Origin of the sequence: Hamadaea sp. NPDC051192 (assembly GCF_040682475.1) — a bacterium.
Taxonomy (GTDB): Bacteria; Actinomycetota; Actinomycetes; order Mycobacteriales; family Micromonosporaceae; genus Hamadaea; species Hamadaea flava.
Genome location: NZ_JBFBAZ010000046.1, coordinates 13,973 through 31,428, shown reverse-complemented (window position 1 = coordinate 31,428; position 17,456 = coordinate 13,973). Strand labels below are relative to the sequence as shown.

At 69.4% G+C, this 17,456-nt stretch carries 15 protein-coding genes; 8 read left to right on the top strand and 7 right to left on the bottom strand.

Features of this window, described 5'->3' with window-relative positions; all coding sequences use genetic code 11:
* Window positions 1-200 precede the first annotated feature (200 nt).
* Entirely contained in the window at window positions 201-2,177 is a 1,977-nt protein-coding gene (locus tag AB0M47_RS20740) for a discoidin domain-containing protein (RefSeq protein ID WP_363415966.1), read from the top strand.
* Between the two features lie 49 nt (window positions 2,178-2,226).
* On the opposite strand, the gene AB0M47_RS20735 is transcribed toward AB0M47_RS20740, so the two are convergent.
* The 3 genes from AB0M47_RS20735 to AB0M47_RS20725 all read right to left on the bottom strand — a co-directional run bounded on the left by AB0M47_RS20735 (window position 2,227) and on the right by AB0M47_RS20725 (window position 4,062).
* Window positions 2,227-2,715: a glutathione peroxidase gene (locus tag AB0M47_RS20735; protein ID WP_253762167.1), complete on the bottom strand. Its 489-nt coding sequence runs from the start codon at window positions 2,713-2,715 to the stop codon at window positions 2,227-2,229.
* A 39-nt stretch (window positions 2,716-2,754) separates the two neighbouring features.
* Window positions 2,755-3,639, bottom strand: a complete 885-nt coding sequence (locus tag AB0M47_RS20730; RefSeq protein WP_363415963.1) for a septum formation family protein — start codon at window positions 3,637-3,639, stop codon at window positions 2,755-2,757.
* A gap of 63 nt (window positions 3,640-3,702) precedes the next feature.
* Window positions 3,703-4,062: a glyoxalase gene (locus tag AB0M47_RS20725; RefSeq protein WP_363415960.1), complete on the bottom strand. Its 360-nt coding sequence runs from the start codon at window positions 4,060-4,062 to the stop codon at window positions 3,703-3,705.
* Window positions 4,063-4,234: 172 nt separating this feature from the next.
* On the opposite strand from AB0M47_RS20725, the gene acnA reads away from it, so the two are divergent.
* The 5 genes from acnA (at window position 4,235) to AB0M47_RS20700 (ending at window position 11,365) form a co-directional block, all read left to right on the top strand.
* Window positions 4,235-6,979 carry an aconitate hydratase AcnA gene (gene acnA, locus AB0M47_RS20720; protein ID WP_363415957.1) on the top strand — a complete coding sequence of 915 codons (2,745 nt, stop codon included), beginning with the start codon at window positions 4,235-4,237 and terminating at the stop codon, window positions 6,977-6,979.
* A gap of 195 nt (window positions 6,980-7,174) precedes the next feature.
* Window positions 7,175-7,540, top strand: a complete 366-nt coding sequence (locus tag AB0M47_RS20715) for a group 1 truncated hemoglobin (RefSeq protein WP_363415954.1) — start codon at window positions 7,175-7,177, stop codon at window positions 7,538-7,540.
* 206 nt (window positions 7,541-7,746) lie between these two features.
* Window positions 7,747-9,525 (top strand): glycosyl hydrolase family 18 protein, encoded by a 1,779-nt coding sequence (locus tag AB0M47_RS20710; RefSeq protein WP_363415951.1) that lies wholly within the window; start codon window positions 7,747-7,749, stop codon window positions 9,523-9,525.
* Window positions 9,526-9,645: 120 nt separating this feature from the next.
* Complete coding sequence (locus AB0M47_RS20705; RefSeq protein ID WP_363415948.1) at window positions 9,646-10,203, top strand: hypothetical protein; 558 nt, start codon at window positions 9,646-9,648, stop codon at window positions 10,201-10,203.
* 73 nt (window positions 10,204-10,276) lie between these two features.
* Window positions 10,277-11,365 (top strand): glycerophosphodiester phosphodiesterase, encoded by a 1,089-nt coding sequence (locus AB0M47_RS20700; RefSeq protein ID WP_363415945.1) that lies wholly within the window; start codon window positions 10,277-10,279, stop codon window positions 11,363-11,365.
* 3 nt (window positions 11,366-11,368) lie between these two features.
* Here the strand turns inward: AB0M47_RS20700 and AB0M47_RS20695 are convergent, their stop codons facing one another.
* Window positions 11,369-12,025 (bottom strand): HAD family hydrolase, encoded by a 657-nt coding sequence (locus AB0M47_RS20695; protein ID WP_253762154.1) that lies wholly within the window; start codon window positions 12,023-12,025, stop codon window positions 11,369-11,371.
* Between the two features lie 42 nt (window positions 12,026-12,067).
* Window positions 12,068-12,922 (bottom strand): carbon-nitrogen hydrolase family protein, encoded by an 855-nt coding sequence (locus AB0M47_RS20690; protein WP_363415942.1) that lies wholly within the window; start codon window positions 12,920-12,922, stop codon window positions 12,068-12,070.
* Between the two features lie 110 nt (window positions 12,923-13,032).
* Between AB0M47_RS20690 and AB0M47_RS20685 the strand changes: the two genes are divergently transcribed.
* Window positions 13,033-13,605 (top strand): helix-turn-helix domain-containing protein, encoded by a 573-nt coding sequence (locus AB0M47_RS20685; protein ID WP_363415939.1) that lies wholly within the window; start codon window positions 13,033-13,035, stop codon window positions 13,603-13,605.
* A 175-nt stretch (window positions 13,606-13,780) separates the two neighbouring features.
* On the opposite strand, the gene AB0M47_RS20680 is transcribed toward AB0M47_RS20685, so the two are convergent.
* On the bottom strand, window positions 13,781-14,194 hold the full coding sequence (locus AB0M47_RS20680; RefSeq protein WP_363415936.1) for a hypothetical protein: 414 nt from the start codon (window positions 14,192-14,194) through the stop codon (window positions 13,781-13,783).
* 202 nt (window positions 14,195-14,396) lie between these two features.
* Here AB0M47_RS20680 and AB0M47_RS20675 point away from each other — a divergent pair, with 202 nt between their 5' ends.
* Window positions 14,397-15,308, top strand: coding sequence for an RIO1 family regulatory kinase/ATPase (locus AB0M47_RS20675; protein ID WP_363415933.1), 912 nt, complete (start codon window positions 14,397-14,399; stop codon window positions 15,306-15,308).
* A 182-nt stretch (window positions 15,309-15,490) separates the two neighbouring features.
* Here the strand turns inward: AB0M47_RS20675 and AB0M47_RS20670 are convergent, their stop codons facing one another.
* A complete protein-coding gene (locus AB0M47_RS20670; protein ID WP_363415930.1) occupies window positions 15,491-17,422 on the bottom strand; it encodes an ABC transporter ATP-binding protein in 1,932 nt (643 codons plus the stop codon).
* Window positions 17,423-17,456 lie beyond the last annotated feature (34 nt).

Genomic DNA, 17,456 nt, shown 5'->3' with positions numbered 1-17,456 from the left:
CGCCGATCAACGGCTGGTGGCATTGGGCGCAGAACTGGGGGCAGACCCCGTCGCCGTCCAACAACTCGATCGTCTCCTGGCCCGACGTACGCGATTACCCCCGGACCTACCCGACGGCCTGGGCGAATCTCGGCAACGGTCAGCCCGCCGCCTTGTTCTCCCACTACGACCAGCAGACGGTCGACACACACTTCCAATGGATGCGCGACAACGGCTGCGACACGGCCGCCTTGCAGCGGTTCAACCCGTTCGGCGGCGAGGGCGCGATCCGCGACGCGATGGCGGCCAAGGTACGCACCGCGGCCGAGGCGACCGGCCGGAGGTTCTACGTGATGTACGACGTCACCAACTGGACCAACATGCAGTCGGAGATCAAGACCGACTGGACCCAGAAGATGTCGGCGCACACCGCGTCCTCGGCGTACGCGAAGCAGAACGGCAAGCCGGTGGTGTGCGTCTGGGGCTTCGGTTTCAACGACGACGGGCGCCCGTTCAGCGCCGCGGCCTGCCTCGACGTGGTGAACTGGTTCAAGAACCAGGGCTGCTACGTGATCGGCGGCGTGCCGACCTACTGGCGGCAGGGCATCAACGACTCCCGCGCCGGATACTTCGACGTCTACACCGCCTTCCACATGATCTCGCCGTGGATGGTCGGCCGGACCGGCACGCTGGACGGGCTGGACTGGTTCTACACCAACGTCAACCTCGCCGACCAGGCCGAGTGCAACGCCCGCGGCATCGACTACCAGCCCTGTGTCATGCCCGGCGACCTGTCGTCGCACGCCCGCCACCACGGCGACTTCTACTGGCGGCACCTCTACAACATGATCCGGCTGGGCGCCCAGGGCCTCTACGTCTCGATGTTCGACGAGTACAACGAGGGCAACCAGATCGCGAAGACCGCCGAGTCGGCCGCCTTCATCCCGGCGGGGTCGAGCTTCGTGACGTTGGACGAGGACGGCACCGCCTGCTCGTCCGACTACTACCTGCGCATCACCGCCGACGGCGGCAAGATGCTCAAGGGCCAGATCGCGCTGACCGCTGTCCGCCCGACGCAACCTGTCGTCGGCACGCCGCCGGCGACCGGCAACCTGGCGAGCGGCAAGCCGACCAGCGAGAGCAGCCACAACCAGGGATTCGTGGCGGCCAACGCGGTCGACGGCGACCAGAACAGCTACTGGGAGAGCGCCAACAACGCGTTCCCGCAGTGGGTGCAGGTCGACCTCGGCGCCGCCGCCGCGGTCAACCGGGTGGTGCTCAAACTCCCGGCGTCCTGGGGCGCGCGTACGCAGACGATCTCCCTCCAGGACGGAGCAACCGGCACGGCGCTGGCGAGCGGCTCCTATGTGTTCGATCCGGCGAGCGGCAACACCGTGGCCGTCACGTTCGCCCAGAAGTCCGTCCGCTACGTCCGGGTGACCATGTCGGCCAACACGGGCTGGCCCGCGGGCCAGCTGTCGGCATTCGAGGTCTACGGTGCGACGACCGCCGACACGCAGGCTCCGAGCACTCCGGCCAATCTGACCGTCACGGGCAAGACGTCCAGCAGCGTGTCGCTGTCCTGGTCGGCGTCGACGGACAACGTCGGGGTGACGGCGTACCAGGTGCGGCAGGGTGGCGCGGTGGTCGCCACGGTCACCGGCACGACCGCCACGGTCAGCGGCCTCAACCCGGCCACGGCCTACACGTTCACCGTCACCGCGCAGGACGCCGCCGGCAACACCTCGGCCGCGTCGAACGCCGTCACCGTCACGACCGACGCCGCCCCCAGCACGAACCTCGCCCGCGGCAAGGCCACCGGCGAGAGCAGCCACACGCAGAGCTACAGCTCCGGCAACGCCGTCGACGGAAACGCCGGCACCTACTGGGAGAGCGCCAACAGCGCGTTCCCGCAATGGCTCCAGGTCGACCTCGGCGCGGCCACCACGATCAGTCGTGTCGTCCTCAAGCTGCCGTCGTCCTGGGAGATCCGGACCCAGACCTTCTCGGTGCAGGGCAGCGTCGCCGGCTCGTCGTTCACGACCCTCGCCAGCGGCGGCTACGCGTTCGATCCCGCCACCGGCAACACGGTCACCGTCACGTTCGGGGCCGCGAGCGCCCGCTACGTGCGGATCCAGATCACGGGCAACACCGGCTGGCCGGCGGGTCAGGTCGCCGAGCTGGAGGTGTACGCCTAAAGCAGCGCCCGGCGCCGGTCATCACGTGCCCGGCGCCGAGCGCGACGGCTTACTTCGCCGCGGAGACGAGCTTGTCGATCGCGGCGACCAGCTCGGGCGCCTCGGGCTCGACCCGCGGGCTGAACCGGGCGACGACCGCGCCGTCGGCGTCGACGAGGAACTTCTCGAAGTTCCACCGGATGTCGCCGACGTGGCCCTCGGCGTCGGCGACGCGGGTGAGCTGGTCGTACAGCGGGTGGCGGCCGTCCCCGTTGACCTCGACCTTCTCGGTCATCGGGAAGGTGACGCCGTAGGTCGCCGAGCAGAACTCGGCGATCTCGTCGGCGGTTCCCGGCTCCTGGCCGCCGAACTGGTTGCAGGGCACCCCGATGACGGTCAGCCCGGGGGTGCTCGCCGCGATGTGCTCCAGCCCGGCGTACTGCGGGGTGAGCCCGCACCGGGAGGCGACGTTGACGATGAGGGCCGGCTTGCCGCGCAGGCGGGCCAGCTCGCCGGGCTGCCCGGCCAGGGAAGAGATCTCGATGTCGAAGACGGACATGCCGGCGAGCCTATCTCGCCGGCATGCCGGATGATCCGTTCACTTGGGCAGGTTCGTGCCGCGTTTGCCCTTGGCCGTGCCGGTCATCGACTTCTTCTCGCCGTACCAGAGGAAGCAGTGGACGTCCTGGCGGCCGGAGGCGGCGTAGTCCTCGTTGTAGGAGAACCAGACGTAGGTGCCGGTGAGGTACCTCACCTGGGCGGCGGTCACCCCGAGGTACGGGCCGGCCAGCGCTCGGCACTTCGTGTGGTACGGGGCGTACTGCGCGGTGGTGTTCGGCCGCGCCTGGCTCAGGGCGGTGAAGCTGCCCACGTACTCGCCGTTGTGCTTGGCGGTGCAGCCGACCACCCGGGACTCGTCGTTGCCGAAGTTCATGCACGCGATCGGGTAGGTGAAGTCCTTCAGCGTGCCCTCGCGGGTCTCGTCGTCGTAGGAGTACCAGTCGACTTGCTGCAGCTCGCAGCGATACCACTTGCGTCCGGCCGTCCAGGCGGCGCTGGTCGGCAGCACGACGTTGAGATCCAGCCGCGGGTGGTACCAGCTGTGCCCGACGTACGCGCTGGCCTGCTTGCTGCATTCGGCGTACGCCTCGGCCTGGGCGGTGGCCGCCGCGCCGGTCGCCTTCTTCTGCAGGGTCGGCGGCGTGGTCAGGGCAGCCGAGGCGCCGGTGAACTCGCCGATGTACACGACCTCCCGGTTGTGCGAGCCGGTGCAGGGCACCATCGACTCGGTGACCGGGTTGACCTGCTCCTGGGTGGCCGTGCGGCAGTCGCCGACCTTCGCCTGGACCTCCTGGGCCGCGGGCGGCATCGACCATTGGTTGGCCAGCTTCCCGTCGACCCCGCTGGGCAGGCCGCAGCCCGCCAGCCCCATCAGCACCACCGCCGCCGTCAAGCCGGCCGCCAGCCGTCGCCGCCCCGTCATGAAACTTCCTCCCCAAAGTCTGCGGCGGCAGTCTAGGACTGCGCCGAGGCCCGGGGCGATCGGCTATTCGGCCGTCACGAACTCGATGCGGTTGCCGTGGCAGTCGTTGGTGTGGAACCGGCGGATGCCCGGCTGTTCGGCCGGGTCGGCCCAGACCACGGGGTACCCGGCGGCGGTCAGCCGGGCGGCGAGCCCGTCGAGGTCGGCGCAGGTGAGGGCGGGGTGCGCCTTGCGGGCCGGGCGGAAGTCGTCCTCGACCCCGAGGTGCAGCTCGGCGCCCTCGGCGTCGACGAACCAGCAGCCGCCCCGGACGGCCAGCAGCGGCGGCTTCGGCTTCTCGGTCATCCCGAGTACGCCGACGTAGTAGGAGCGAAGGGCCTCTTCGCTGTCGCGCGGACAGGCGATCTGAGCGTGATGAAGCATGATCCAGACGATAGGATGAGGTTGCCAAAAAAACAAGACGGACGTACGGTATGCATTGTCGGCATGCCCTGACGGGCCGCGTCGTGGGGTAAGTCCGCCCTAACCGCCCCCGGTCGGCCTGGCGTGCGAAAGACTTGTGCCCAGTGGATGGTGTGACAGAAGGAGCAAGACGGTGGCCAGCCTCGACACCTTCGGTGCGAAGAGCCAGCTCGGCGTCGGCGACGCGAGCTACGAGATTTTCACGATCGACAAGGTGGCGGGCCACGAGCGCCTGCCCTACAGCCTGAAGATCCTGCTGGAGAACCTGCTTCGCACGGAGGACGGCGCCAACATCACCGCCGACCACATCCGCGCGCTGGGCAGCTGGGACGCCGCGGCCGAGCCGAGCGTCGAGATCCAGTTCACCCCGGCCCGGGTGCTGATGCAGGACTTCACGGGCGTCCCCTGCGTCGTCGACCTCGCCACGATGCGAGAGGCCGTGCGCGACCTCGGCGGCGACACCTCGAAGGTCAACCCGCTGGCCCCGGCCGAGCTGGTCATCGACCACTCGGTCATCGCCGACGTGTTCGGCCGCCCGGACGCCTTCGAGCGCAACGTCGAGATCGAGTACGGACGCAACCAGGAGCGCTACCAGTTCCTGCGCTGGGGCCAGACCGCGTTCGACGAGTTCAAGGTCGTCCCGCCGGGCACCGGCATCGTGCACCAGGTCAACATCGAGCACCTGGCGCGCGTCGTCATGGACCGCGGCGGGCAGGCGTACCCGGACACGGTGGTGGGCACCGACTCGCACACCACGATGGTCAACGGCCTGGGCGTACTGGGCTGGGGTGTCGGCGGCATCGAGGCCGAGGCGGCCATGCTCGGCCAGCCGGTGTCGATGCTCATCCCCCGGGTCGTCGGCTTCAAGCTGCACGGCGAGCTGCCCAGCGGCGCGACCGCTACCGACCTGGTGCTGACCATCACCCAGCTGCTGCGCAAGCACGGGGTCGTCGGCAAGTTCGTGGAGTTCTACGGCTCCGGCGTGACCGCCGTCCCGCTGGCCAACCGGGCCACGATCGGCAACATGAGCCCCGAGTTCGGCTCCACCTGCGCGATCTTCCCGATCGACGGCGAGACCATCGAATACCTGCGCCTGACCGGCCGGTCGCCGGAGCAGCTCGCCCTCGTCGAGGCGTACGCCAAGCGCCAGGGCATGTGGCACGACCCCGCGGTCGAGCCGGTCTACTCCGAGTACCTGGAGCTGGACCTGAGCACCGTGGTCCCGTCGATCGCCGGCCCGAAGCGGCCGCAGGACCGGGTCGAGCTGAGCAACGCCAAGACCTCGTTCCGCGCCGTCCTGCCGGACTACGTGAAGAACGACGAGACGGACGAGGAGGCCGAGGAGAGCTTCCCGGCGTCCGACCCGCCCGCCTCGAACTCGCGGGCCACCAACGGCCGGGCAAGCAAGCCCACCCCGGTGACCGCCGCCGACGGCACGGTCTACGAGCTGGACCACGGCGCCGTCGTGATCGCCTCGATCACCTCGTGCACCAACACGTCCAACCCGCAGGTGATGCTGGGCGCCGCGCTGCTGGCCAAGAAGGCCGTCGAGCGGGGCCTGCACGCCAAGCCGTGGGTGAAGACCACGCTGGCCCCCGGGTCCAAGGTGGTCATGGACTACTACGAGAAGGCCGGGCTCACCCCGTACCTGGAGAAGCTGGGCTTCCACCTGGTCGGCTACGGCTGCGTGACCTGCATCGGCAACTCCGGCCCGCTGCCGGAGGAGATCAGCGCCGCGGTGCAGCACAACGATCTGGCGGTCGTGTCGGTCCTGTCCGGCAACCGCAACTTCGAGGGCCGGATCAACCCGGACGTCAAGATGAACTACCTGGCGTCCCCGCCGCTGGTCGTGGCGTACGCCATCGCCGGCACCATGGACATCGACCTGGCCACGGACCCGCTGGGCACCGACGCGGACGGCAAGCCGGTCTTCCTCGGCGACATCTGGCCGACGCCGGCCGAGGTCCAGGCGACGATCAACTCCTCGATCAACTCCGAGATGTTCGCCAAGGACTACGCCGACGTCTTCGCGGGCGACGAGCGGTGGCAGTCGCTGCCGACGCCGACCGGTGACACCTTCGCCTGGGACGGTTCCTCGACGTACGTGCGTAAGCCTCCGTACTTCGAGGGCATGCAGGCGCAGCCGGCGCCGGTCGGCGACATCGCCGGGGCGCGGGTGCTGGCCAAGCTGGGCGACTCGGTGACCACCGACCACATCTCGCCGGCCGGTTCCATCAAGGCGGACTCGCCCGCGGGCAAGTACCTCGCCGAGCACGGCGTCGAGCGCCGGGACTTCAACTCCTACGGTTCCCGCCGGGGCAACCACGAGGTGATGATCCGGGGCACGTTCGCCAACATCCGCCTGCGCAACCAGGTGGCGCCCGGCACCGAGGGCGGCTTCACCCGGGACTTCACCGTCGAGGGCGCGCCGGTCAGCTCGATCTACGACGCCTCGGTGAACTACCAGGCGGCCGGGCTTCCGCTCGTCGTGCTGGCGGGCAAGGAGTACGGCTCGGGCTCGTCGCGTGACTGGGCGGCCAAGGGCACCGCGCTGCTGGGCGTCAAGGCCGTCGTCGCCGAGTCCTACGAGCGGATCCACCGCTCCAACCTGATCGGCATGGGCGTGCTGCCGCTGCAGTTCCCGGCCGGGCAGACGGCGGACTCGCTCGGCCTCAGCGGCGAGGAGACCTTCTCGATCACCGGGGTGACCGCGCTGAACGACGGCGTGACGCCGAAGACCGTCCGCGTGGTCGCGACCGGGGCGGGCGCGCCGGTCGAGTTCGACGCGGTGGTCCGCATCGACACGCCGGGTGAGGCGGACTACTACCGCCACGGTGGCATCTTGCAGTTCGTGCTCCGCAAGATGCTCGAGGGCTGACCGCCACCAGGCATTCTGCAAATTGCACGGAGGGCAACCGCTTGGTTGCCCTCCGTGTTTTTCGTCGGCTGAACTACTTCCCAGTAACGCAATCCATCTCTATAGTCAATTACATAAATGGATGGCATGACGTGCGGGAACGTCGCAGAACCATCGCCCAATCGTCGTGTCGGGCGGCATGGGCTGGAGGTTCTCATGACTGCTGTCGTGACCCACTTCGAACTGATCGGCGGAACGCCGGCGGTCCGCGAGGCGGTACGCCGCTTCTACGACCGGCTGGTCGCCGATCCCGAGCTCGCCGGCTTCTTCAGCGGCGTGGACCTGGCCACCCTGAAGCGGCATCAGGTCGACCTGCTCTCGATGGTCCTGGGTGGACCGAGCAACTACACGGGGCGGGATCTGGGCGAGGCCCACGCTCACCTGGCCATCGACGCCCAGGCGTACGCGAAGGTCGGCGGGCATCTGGTGGCCGTGCTGGCGGAGCTCGGCGTACCGGAGCACGTGATCGCCTCGGTGACCGAGACGCTCACGTCGGTCTCTCCGCAGATCGTCACGCACTGACCTGCGACATCACCTGGACTCCTGGGCTCATCGACGAATCAGCCGTCGTCGGCGGACCCGGGAGTTCCGTCTGAGCGATGTCATCGTTGGCACAGCGATCACTGGAAGGTCTCTTTACTGTTAGGGGACTTTAATTTATCTTTGCCTGAGGGTTACCCCGATCCATGTGAATCTGTCCCCATTCCCCCAGGCAGGTGGCACATCAGATGAACCTCAGACATCTCACTCCCCGACTCCGGTTGGTGGCGGCCACTGCGGCCGCCGTCCTCGCCGGCGGCGTCTCGCTGGTCTTCGCGACCACCGCCGACGCCGCGACGAACCTGCTCACCAACCCGGGCCTCGAAACCGGCGCGCTGTCGCCGTGGACGTGTGCCGGCAACCTCGGCAGCGTCGTCGGCACCCCGGTGCACAGTGGCACCAAGAGCCTCCATGGCGCGGCCAGCGCGTCCAACCACGCGCAGTGCAGCCAGACCGTCTCGGTCCAGCCCAGCACGGCGTACACGGTGTCGGCGTGGGTCAACGGCGGTGGCGGCTACGTCTACCTCGGCGTCACCGGCGGCACCGAAGTCTGGAACCCGGCGGCCGCGAGCGCCTGGACCCAGCTCAGCACCACCTTCACCACCGGCGCGTCGCAGACCACGCTGACCGTCAACGTGCACGGCTGGTACGGCACCGGCACCTACTGGGCCGACGACTTCGTCGTGACCGGACCGGGCGGCAACCCGTCGCCGTCGGCGAGCACCTCCTCGCCGTCGCCGTCGGCGTCCACCTCGTCGCCGTCCCCGAGCCCGACGAGCGCCTCGCCGAGCCCGAGCCCCACCACGGCGTCGCCCAGCCCGTCGGTGACCACGTCGCCGCCCGGCGGCGGTGGCAACAAGCTGCTCGGCTACTTCACCAACTGGGGCGTCTACCAGCGCAACTATCACGTGAAGAACATCGCGACCAGCGGCTCCGCGGCGAAGCTCGGGTACATCAACTACGCCTTCGGCAACGTGACCGGCGGCTCCTGCCAGATCGGCGACGCGTACGCCGACTACGACAAGTTCTACGACGCCTCGTCCAGCGTGGACGGCACCACGGACACCTGGGACGCCGGCGCCCTGCGCGGCAACTTCAACCAGCTGCGCAAGCTGAAGAAGCTCTACCCGAACATCAAGATCCTGTGGTCGTTCGGCGGCTGGACCTGGTCCGGCGGCTTCGGCCAGGCGGCGGCGAACCCGACGGCGTTCGCCAACTCCTGCTACAACCTGGTCGAGGACCCGCGCTGGGCGGACGTCTTCGACGGCATCGACATCGACTGGGAGTACCCGAACGCCTGTGGTCTGTCCTGTGACACCAGTGGCGCCGCGGCCTTCAAGAACCTGATGTCGGCGCTGCGGACGAAGTTCGGCTCCAGCTACCTCATCACCGCCGCGATCACCGCGGACGGCACCACCGGCGGCAAGATCGACGCTGCCGACTACGCCGGCGCGGCGCAGTACGTGAACTGGTACAACGTCATGACGTACGACTTCTTCGGCGCCTGGGCCACGACCGGCCCGACCGCTCCGCACTCGCCGCTGACGTCGTACTCGGGCATCCCGATCTCCGGGTTCTACTCGGACGCGGCGATCCAGAAGCTCGTCGCCAAGGGCGTCTCTCGATCCAAGCTGCTGCTCGGCATCGGCTTCTACGGCCGCGGCTGGACCGGCGTCACCCAGGCCGCACCAGGTGGCACCGCGACCGGTGCCGCACCTGGCACCTACGAGGCCGGCATCGAGGACTACAAGGTGATCAAGACGAAGTGCCCGACCACGGGCACGGTCGCGGGCACCGCGTACGCCTTCTGTGGTGGGCAGTGGTGGAGCTACGACACCCCCAGCACCATCTCGGGGAAGATGACCTACAGCAAGAACCAGGGTCTCGGCGGAGCGTTCTTCTGGGAGCTCTCCGGCGACACCACCGGCGGTGAGCTGATCACCGCCATGAAGAGCGGCCTCGGCTGATAACCAGGGCTCAGTCGAGGTGAGCTCGGCCGGTGCGGCGCTCGTCGCACCGGCCGAGCAGTCTCTGCGCCGGCGCTCAGCGTTTGCGGGCCCGGCCGGTTACCGATATTCATTACGCCCATGACCACCCCCTCGGTTCCCTCCTCGCCCGGCAGCGCCGTGAAGGCGTTGCGGCCGCTGTTCGCCTGGGCGTTGCTGGGCTACGTCGCCCTGCAGCTGTTCTTCACCTTCTTCGGCTGGCTGCTGCCGTCGCGGGACACCACCTTCAGCTCCCGGTCGGCGTCGGCCGGCTTCGTCACGCTGTACACGATCGTGCTTCCGCTGCTCGCCCTGCTGATCGCCACCCAGATCACGCCGATCCTGGCGGTGAGCAAGCTGATGGCGGCGATCGCGCTGGTCGAGTACCTCGTAGTGCTCTTCTTCGGGCTCATCTCGTTCCTGCTCGGGCTGGGCCGGACGTTCGACTACGTCAACAGCGCCCGATCCGCCTTCGGCGCGCTGGAGCACTTCGTGATGGGGCTGGCCGAACTCGGCGTCGCCGCCCTCGTCGCGTACGCCGTGCTCCGGATCTTCCTGTCGCTCGGCGGCACCCTGCCCGACTTCAGCGCCCGGCACACCCCGCCGGCTCAGCACACCCCGCCGACCGAGTCCAGCGAGCCGCCCACCCAGGTGCTGTAGTCGGCCCCGATGTTCGCCTACCGGCCAGGTGCTCGCCTTTCGGCGTACCCCTAGGTCGTCTCGAATGAGCCGCATGGCTGACAGGCGTAGTTTGTTGAAGGTGAGTGCTATCGCGGCCGGAGCCGTGCCCCTGCTGGCGGCGGCTCCGGCCGTCGCGTCCGACAAGCCGCAGCGGCGTGGGCCGCTGGTGATCGGGCACCGCGGGGCCAGCGGCTACCGGCCCGAGCACACCCTGGCGTCGTACGAGCTGGCCGCGCGGATGGGCGCCGATTTCATCGAGCCGGATCTCGTGTCGACGAAGGACGGCGTGCTGGTCGCCCGGCACGAGAACGAGATCTCCGGCACGACGAACGTGGCCGACCACCCGGAGTTCGCGGCGCGCCGGACGACCAAGCAGATCGACGGCGTGCCGGTGACCGGCTGGTTCACCGAGGACTTCACCCTCACGGAGCTGAAGACGCTGCGCGCGGTGGAGCGGCTGCCCGCCGTGCGCCAGCGCAACACCCTCTACAACGGACTCTTCGAGGTGCCCACCTTCGAGGAGGTGCTCAAGCTGCGCGAGCGGCTCAGCAAGGAGCTGGACCGCGAGATCGGCGTCTACCCGGAGACCAAGCACCCGAGCTACTTCCGGGCCGCCGGCCTCGCCCTGGAGGCCCCGCTGGTCCAGGCGCTGCGCAAGCACGGCCTCGACCGCCGCAACGCGCCGGTCTTCGTCCAGTCCTTCGAGGCGGCCAACCTGCGCGACCTCCGCGAGAAGCTCGGCCTCCGCGTCCCGCTGGTCTTCCTCGCCAGTGCCAGCGGTACGCCGTTCGCCGATCCCAAGACGTATCGCGAGTACCTGAGCCCGGCCGGGCTCGCCGAGCTGGCCGCGTACGCCGACGGCATCGGACCGGACAAGTCGCTGGTCATCCCGCGCAACGCCGACGGCACGCTGGCCGCCCCCACCTCGCTGGTAGCCGACGCGCACACGGCCGGGCTGGTCGTGCACCCGTACACGTTCCGGGCAGAGAACCAGTTCCTGCCGGCCGACTACCGGGTCGGAACCGACCCCAACGCGTACGGCAAGGCCCTCGACGAGCAGATCACGTTCCTGCGTACCGGGATCGACGGGCTCTTCACCGACCAGGCCGACATCGGCGTCCTGGCCCGCTCCCTCCGGTAGCGGCTACCGGGAGTGGGCCAGCGACATCACGGCCGCCACGGCCTGGATGACGCCGTTGACCGCGCGGGTGGGCGCGAACCGCCGCTCGGTCCACTCCCGTCCCCGCCGGAGCCAGACGCTCGGCAGCCCCAGTCCGGCCGCGCCGCCGATGTCGGACTCGGGGCTGTCGCCGATCATCCACGCGCCGCGCAGCCGTAGCCGGGCGCGTTCGGCCGCGATCTCGAAGATCCGCGGATTGGGCTTGCGGCAGTCGACCTCCTCGGAGATCACCCAGTCGGCCACGAATCGGTCCAGCCCGGTCCGGCGGATCTTCGCCTCCTGCATGCGGGTGCTGCCGTTGGTCACGATCACCGGCACCCAGCCCGCGTCCGCCGCGATCCGCAGCGCCGCGCCGACCATGGGATCGAACCGCGTGTGCTCGACCATCCCCTCGGACAGCTCGTCGACCATATCGACGATGGACGCGCGGATGGCGTACCGGTCGCGGATGGCCTCGGCCACGTCCCAACGGTCGGTCAGCCCGTCCGCGTCCACGTCGAGCAACCAATCCACGTCGTACGCGGGCGCGCCGATCTCCGGCAGGAACCATTCGGCCCAGGCCTTGAACGCCCCGGTGCGGTCGATCAGGGTGTTGTCGAGGTCAAGGAGCAGCAATGGCACGGCCGCACAATACGTGACCTGCGCCTCACTAGGAAAGGGTCCTCACGTATAGACCTGATCCCGCCCGACTCCAAGGTTTTCTGACATCGCCGCCGGTCGATCGGCCAACATGGTGTGCCCGGCGCGGGTCGCTTGCAGGTCCTCCGGCGACAGCGTCGCCACCTGCACGGACGTGCCGGAGTTCGGGCCGCGGACGATCGCCCGGCCCTCCGGGTCGTAGACGGCCGCGCCGCCGTTGAACGTCCACGGCGCGACACCGTCGACCGCATTGGCATAAACGACATAGCCCGTGTTGTCCAAGGCGCGCGCGGCATAGTAGACATCGCGGCGATGCTCGGAGCCCGTCACGTACGCCGCCGGGTAGACCATGCCGTGCACGTCGTCGACCTGGGCGGCGCGGGCGTGCTCCGGGAAGCACCCGTCGTAGCAGACGCCCAGCCCGAGCCGCCAGCCGTCCAGATGCAGCGTCGCGCCCCGGGAACCCGGCACGAAGAGCGCCTTCTCCTCCGGTCCGCACAGGAAGTTCTTCTCGTACGCCACCCGGATCCGCCCGGAGCCGTCGGCCACCACGACGGCGCACGTACGCCGGTCCTGCTCGTCGCGTACCGCTGCCCCTAGCAGAATGACGATCTGCCGGTCGCGCGCGACGGCCCGGACGGGATCGAGTCTCGCGTCCGCCACCTGACCGCCCACGGCCGCGACGTCGGTGGCCAGATCTTCCAAGGCCGGCGGATGGTACGCGGGCAGGAAAAGCTCGGGCAGTACGCACAGCCGGGCGCCCTGGTCGGCGGCCTGCGCTGCCAGCTCGGCGCCGGCCTTCGCGTTGGCCGCGACGTCGCCGGGGACCGACGGCGCCTGGACGGCGGCGACGGTGAGCGGGGTCAACGGGGTCACCATGGGGGTCACCTTAGCCCGCCCCGCCTGGCCGCCTGCCTCGCTGGGATGCCGCGCGCAGCAAGCCGTACGTACGGATTGCGAAGACTTGGTTGACCTGGGAGGATCGTAGTGTGCCGAGGGTGAGTCAGGATCAGCTGGAAGCCCGGCGGGAGGAGATCCTCACCGCCGCCCGTGCCTGTTTCGCGCGCTACGGCTACGAAGGCGCCACCGTCCGGCGACTCGAAGAGGCGACCGGGCTGTCCCGGGGCGCGATCTTCCACCACTTCCGCGACAAGGACTCGCTGTTCCTCGCGGTCGCCGAGGACGACGCCGCCGAAATGGTGGAAACGGTCGCCCGCAACGGACTCGTCCAGGTCATGCGCGACCTGCTGACCCGCGCCACCGACCCCGACGCGGCCGGCTGGCTGGGCACGCAGCTGGAAGTGTCCCGCCGCGTCCGCACCGACCCCGGCTTCGCCGAACGCTGGGTCCAGCGCACCAGCGCGATCGAAAGCGCCACCGCCGAACGACTCAAGCGCCAACGCGACGCCGGAGTGCTACGTGACGACGTGCCGCTGGACGCGCTCATGCGGTTCCTCGAACTGGCCTACGACGGGCTCGTGCTGCACCTGGCGATGGGACGGCCCGCCGGTGACCTCGGACCGGTCCTCGACCTCGTCGAAGAAACCGTCCGCAAACGCTGACCCCCCCGCCGCTCGCCGCTCGCCGCTCGCCGCGCCCCGCTCGCCCCGCCGCCGCTCGTCGCGCTCGTCGCGCTCGCCGCGCTCGCCGCGCTCGCCCCGTTGATCATGGAGTTAACTGTGGCGTCGACGGCGTGTCGAGGGGGTAAGCAACCTGATCAACTCCGCAAGCGAGTGGTCAGTCGAGCATCCAGTTCTGGAGGTGCTGGCCGACCGGCGTCATGATCAGCACCACCATGCCCGCGCAGAGCGCGGTGGTCGCGGCGAGCGCCCACGCGAGCCGGCGCTGACGGCGTACGCCCGGCTGGACGAGCGTCCAGAGCCCGGCCGGCACCAGCGCGGCGGCGAGGATGTGGCCCACCAGTGCCGACAGCACGACCATCGGGTACGCCGACCACAGCAGCGCCGGCCAGTAGTCCTTGGGATCGTGCTCCGGGCCGAGCGAATCCGGCCAGCCTGCCGTTGCGCTGACGACGAGATAGAAGCCGCAGGCTCCGAGGTAGAAGACCGCGACCAAGGCGGACTGGATGACCAGGAGCACCACGACGCCGCGCGACGGTGTCGGGGCGAGGGAGACCTGTGCGGTCGACATCCCGGGAGTGTAGGGCGTCACGCGGAAAATCGGTTGACACCTGTCCGCCCCCGCCGCCTACACTGGTCGGCGTTGATCATGGCTGCCACCACAGCCCGTCTTGCGTCGGCGTGGTGTGCGAGTGAGAGGAGGGGAGCCAGATGGCTGTCTTTGCCCTGCCCTGTGCCGTTTCCCTTTCCTCTTCGCTCAAGGAGCCGCTGAAGTGCGCAAACAGCGCAAGTTCGACGACGACGACTTCTCGCTGACCGATACCGACACCTTCGAGAAGTTCCTCGATCACGATCCCGAATGGGATGAGAATCCGGACGGCCCGGAGACCGGCGACCGCTGGTCCACCTGGGACCTGTCCTCCCCCACCGAGCGCGGCCCGCTGCCGCATCCCGAGTGGGTGGTCACTGAGCTCGCCGCGGTCGACACCGAGCGCGGCATGCTCAAGACCGGCAAGGAAGCCGACGTCTTCCTGATCCGGCGGGAGGTGCCCGAGACCGGTTACGGCACGCTGATGGCGGCCAAGCGGTACCGGGACAGCGACCACCGGATGTTCCACCGGGACGCCGGATATCTGGAGGGCCGGCGGACCCGGGACAGCCGGGTCAACCGGGCCGTCGCCGCCCGCACCGCCTTCGGCAAGGAGGCGATCGCCGGGCAGTGGGCGTACGCCGAGTTCGGGGCGCTGTGCAAGCTCTGGGAGACCGCCCAGTCGTTGGACGTGACCCCGTTCACGCCTTATCCGGTGCAGATCCTCGGCACCGAGATCCTCATGGAGTTCATCGGTACGCCCGACGGGGTGGCCGCGCCACGGCTGGCCGCGGTCCGGCCGGAGGACGCGAATCTGACCGATCTGTGGGAGCAGCTGCTGATCGGGCTGCGTGTCCTGGCCCGCAGCGGGTACGCCCACGGCGACCTGTCGCCGTACAACATCCTCGTCCACGAGGGACGGCTGGTCGTCATCGATCTGCCGCAGATCGTGGACGTGGTGGCCAACCCGCACGGGCGGCGGTTCCTGACTCGGGACGTGCACAACGTGCTGACCTGGTTCCGTTCCCGGGGACTGTCCGGTGTGGATGAGACCGAGGTCGTGCAGTTCCTGTGCGACGAGGCGGGGATCCGCTGAACCCGCCCTCGGCGCGGTCCGGCGGCCGGGCAGTTCCTATGGCCGTGCGGCCTCCACGGCCGCGCGGCCCCCATCGACCGGCGGGCCACCGCCCGTGCGGCACCGTGCGATATCCGGGATGACGCTGTCCTCCGCGTGCGGGCGCAGCGTCATCCTGGGTCCGGCGGTACTCGGGCGAGTGCTCAGGCGGCGGCCGGGCTCGCGGGCAGGCCCGTCGTCAGCGGCGAGTCGATCGGCGACGCGGTGAACTGCGTCCGATAGAGGTCGCCGTACAGCCCGCCCGCGGCGACCAGTTCCTCGTGGGTGCCCCGTTCGACGATCTTGCCGTCGTCGAGCACCAGGATCTGGTCGGCTTCCCGGACCGTCGACAGCCGGTGCGCGATGACGAGCGCCGTACGCCCGGCGAGTGCGACCGACAGCGCTCGCTGCACCGCCGCCTCGCTCTCGGAGTCCAGGTGTGCCGTGGCCTCGTCGAGGATGACGATGGACGGGGCCTTCAGCAGCAGCCGGGCGATCGCGATGCGCTGCTTCTCGCCGCCGGAGAACCGGTAGCCGCGCTCGCCGACGACCGTCTCCAGTCCATCGGGCAACGCCCGGACCAGCTCCTCGACCTGGGCTCCGCGCAGCGCCGCCCAGATCTCGTCGTCTGTCGCGTCGGGCTTGGCATAGCGCAGGTTCGCCGCGATCGTCTCGTGGAACAGGTGGGCGTCCTGCGTGACGACGCCGATCGTGTCGCGCAGCGAGGCGAGGGAGGCGTCGCGGACGTCGACCCCGCCGACCGCCACCGAGCCCTCGGTCACGTCGTAGACCCGGCTGACGAGCATCGACGTGGTGGACTTGCCGGCGCCGGACGGGCCGACGAGGGCCACCATCTGGCCCGGCTCGACGGTGAAGGAGACCCCGCGCAGCACCGGCTCGGTCTGCTTGCGGTCCAGCGTCGCGACGTCCTCCAGGGAGGCCAGGGAGACCTCGGCCGCGGTGGGATAGCGGAACCAGACGTCGCGGAAGTCGACCCGGCTCGAGCCCTTCGGAATCTCGACCGCGTCCGGCTTCTCCGCGATGGCCGGCGGCAGGTCCAGGATCTCGAAGACCCGGTCGAAGCTGACCATGGCGCTCATGACGTCCACGCGTACGTTGGACAGCTCGGTCAGCGGGCCGTAGAGGCGGGTCAGCAGCAACGCCAGGGCGACCACGGTGCCGGCCGAGATCGTCTGGTTGACGGCGAACCAGCCGCCCAGACCGTAGACGAGCGCCTGGGCCAGCGAGGCGACCAGCATCATCGCGACGAAGAAGGCCCGGCCGTACATCGCCGAGGTGATGCCGATGTCGCGTACGCGGGCGGCCTTGTCGCCGAACCGCTCCGACTCCGACTCGGGTCGCCCGAACAGCTTCACCAGCAACGCCCCCGCGACACCGAAGCGCTCGGTCATCGTCGCGTTCATGGTCGCGTTGAGTTCGTAGGACTCCTTGGTGATGGCGGCCAGCCGGCGTCCGACCCGGCGAGCGGGCAGGATGAAGACCGGCAGCAACACCAGCGACAGGGCGGTGATCTGCCAGTTGAGGCTCAGCATCACGCCGGCCGTCAGAGCCAGCTGGATGACGTTGCTGACCACGCCGGACAGCGTCGAGGTGAATGCCCGCTGGGCGCCCAGGACGTCGTTGTTGAGCCGGGAGACGAGCGCGCCGGTCTGCGTACGCGTGAAGAACTGCAGCGGCATCCGCTGGACATGGTCGTAGACCTCGCTGCGCAGCCGGTAGATGATGCCCTCGCCGATGCGGGCGGAGTACCACCGCTGGGCGAGGGAGAGGCCGGCGCTGGCGATGGCGAGCCCGGCGATGATGATCGCCAGCCGGATGACGGTGGCGCCGGCCGAGGCCTTGTTGCTGGTGATGGCGTTGACGACGTCACCGGCGAGGACCGGGGTCGCCACCCCGATCGCGGCGGACACCACCACGGTGATGAGGAAGATGGTGATGTCGCGCCGGTATGGCCGGGCGAAGCGCATGACGCGCTTGAACGTGCCGCTGGTCAGCTTGTGCTGCTTGACCGCGTCCTCCTCGCGGAGGGCACGCATCATGCCCCAGCCCCCGCCGCCCCCGCCCATCATCGACATGTGTCGCCCTCCCAGGAAGATCCTGAAAGGCAAA

Excerpts from the sequence above, each read along its gene's own strand:
- AB0M47_RS20740 (WP_363415966.1), top strand. The coding sequence starts at position 201 with ATGCGCGACAACGGCTGCGACACGGCCGCCTTGCAGCGGTTCAACCCG.
- AB0M47_RS20735 (WP_253762167.1), bottom strand. The coding sequence starts at position 2,715 with ATGTCCGTCTTCGACATCGAGATCTCTTCCCTGGCCGGGCAGCCCGGC.
- AB0M47_RS20730 (WP_363415963.1), bottom strand. The coding sequence starts at position 3,639 with ATGACGGGGCGGCGACGGCTGGCGGCCGGCTTGACGGCGGCGGTGGTG.
- AB0M47_RS20725 (WP_363415960.1), bottom strand. The coding sequence starts at position 4,062 with ATGCTTCATCACGCTCAGATCGCCTGTCCGCGCGACAGCGAAGAGGCC.
- AB0M47_RS20715 (WP_363415954.1), top strand. The coding sequence starts at position 7,175 with ATGACTGCTGTCGTGACCCACTTCGAACTGATCGGCGGAACGCCGGCG.
- AB0M47_RS20710 (WP_363415951.1), top strand. The coding sequence starts at position 7,747 with ATGAACCTCAGACATCTCACTCCCCGACTCCGGTTGGTGGCGGCCACT.
- AB0M47_RS20705 (WP_363415948.1), top strand. The coding sequence starts at position 9,646 with ATGACCACCCCCTCGGTTCCCTCCTCGCCCGGCAGCGCCGTGAAGGCG.
- AB0M47_RS20700 (WP_363415945.1), top strand. The coding sequence starts at position 10,277 with ATGGCTGACAGGCGTAGTTTGTTGAAGGTGAGTGCTATCGCGGCCGGA.
- AB0M47_RS20690 (WP_363415942.1), bottom strand. The coding sequence starts at position 12,922 with ATGGTGACCCCGTTGACCCCGCTCACCGTCGCCGCCGTCCAGGCGCCG.
- AB0M47_RS20680 (WP_363415936.1), bottom strand. The coding sequence starts at position 14,194 with ATGTCGACCGCACAGGTCTCCCTCGCCCCGACACCGTCGCGCGGCGTC.
- AB0M47_RS20670 (WP_363415930.1), bottom strand. The coding sequence starts at position 17,422 with ATGTCGATGATGGGCGGGGGCGGCGGGGGCTGGGGCATGATGCGTGCC.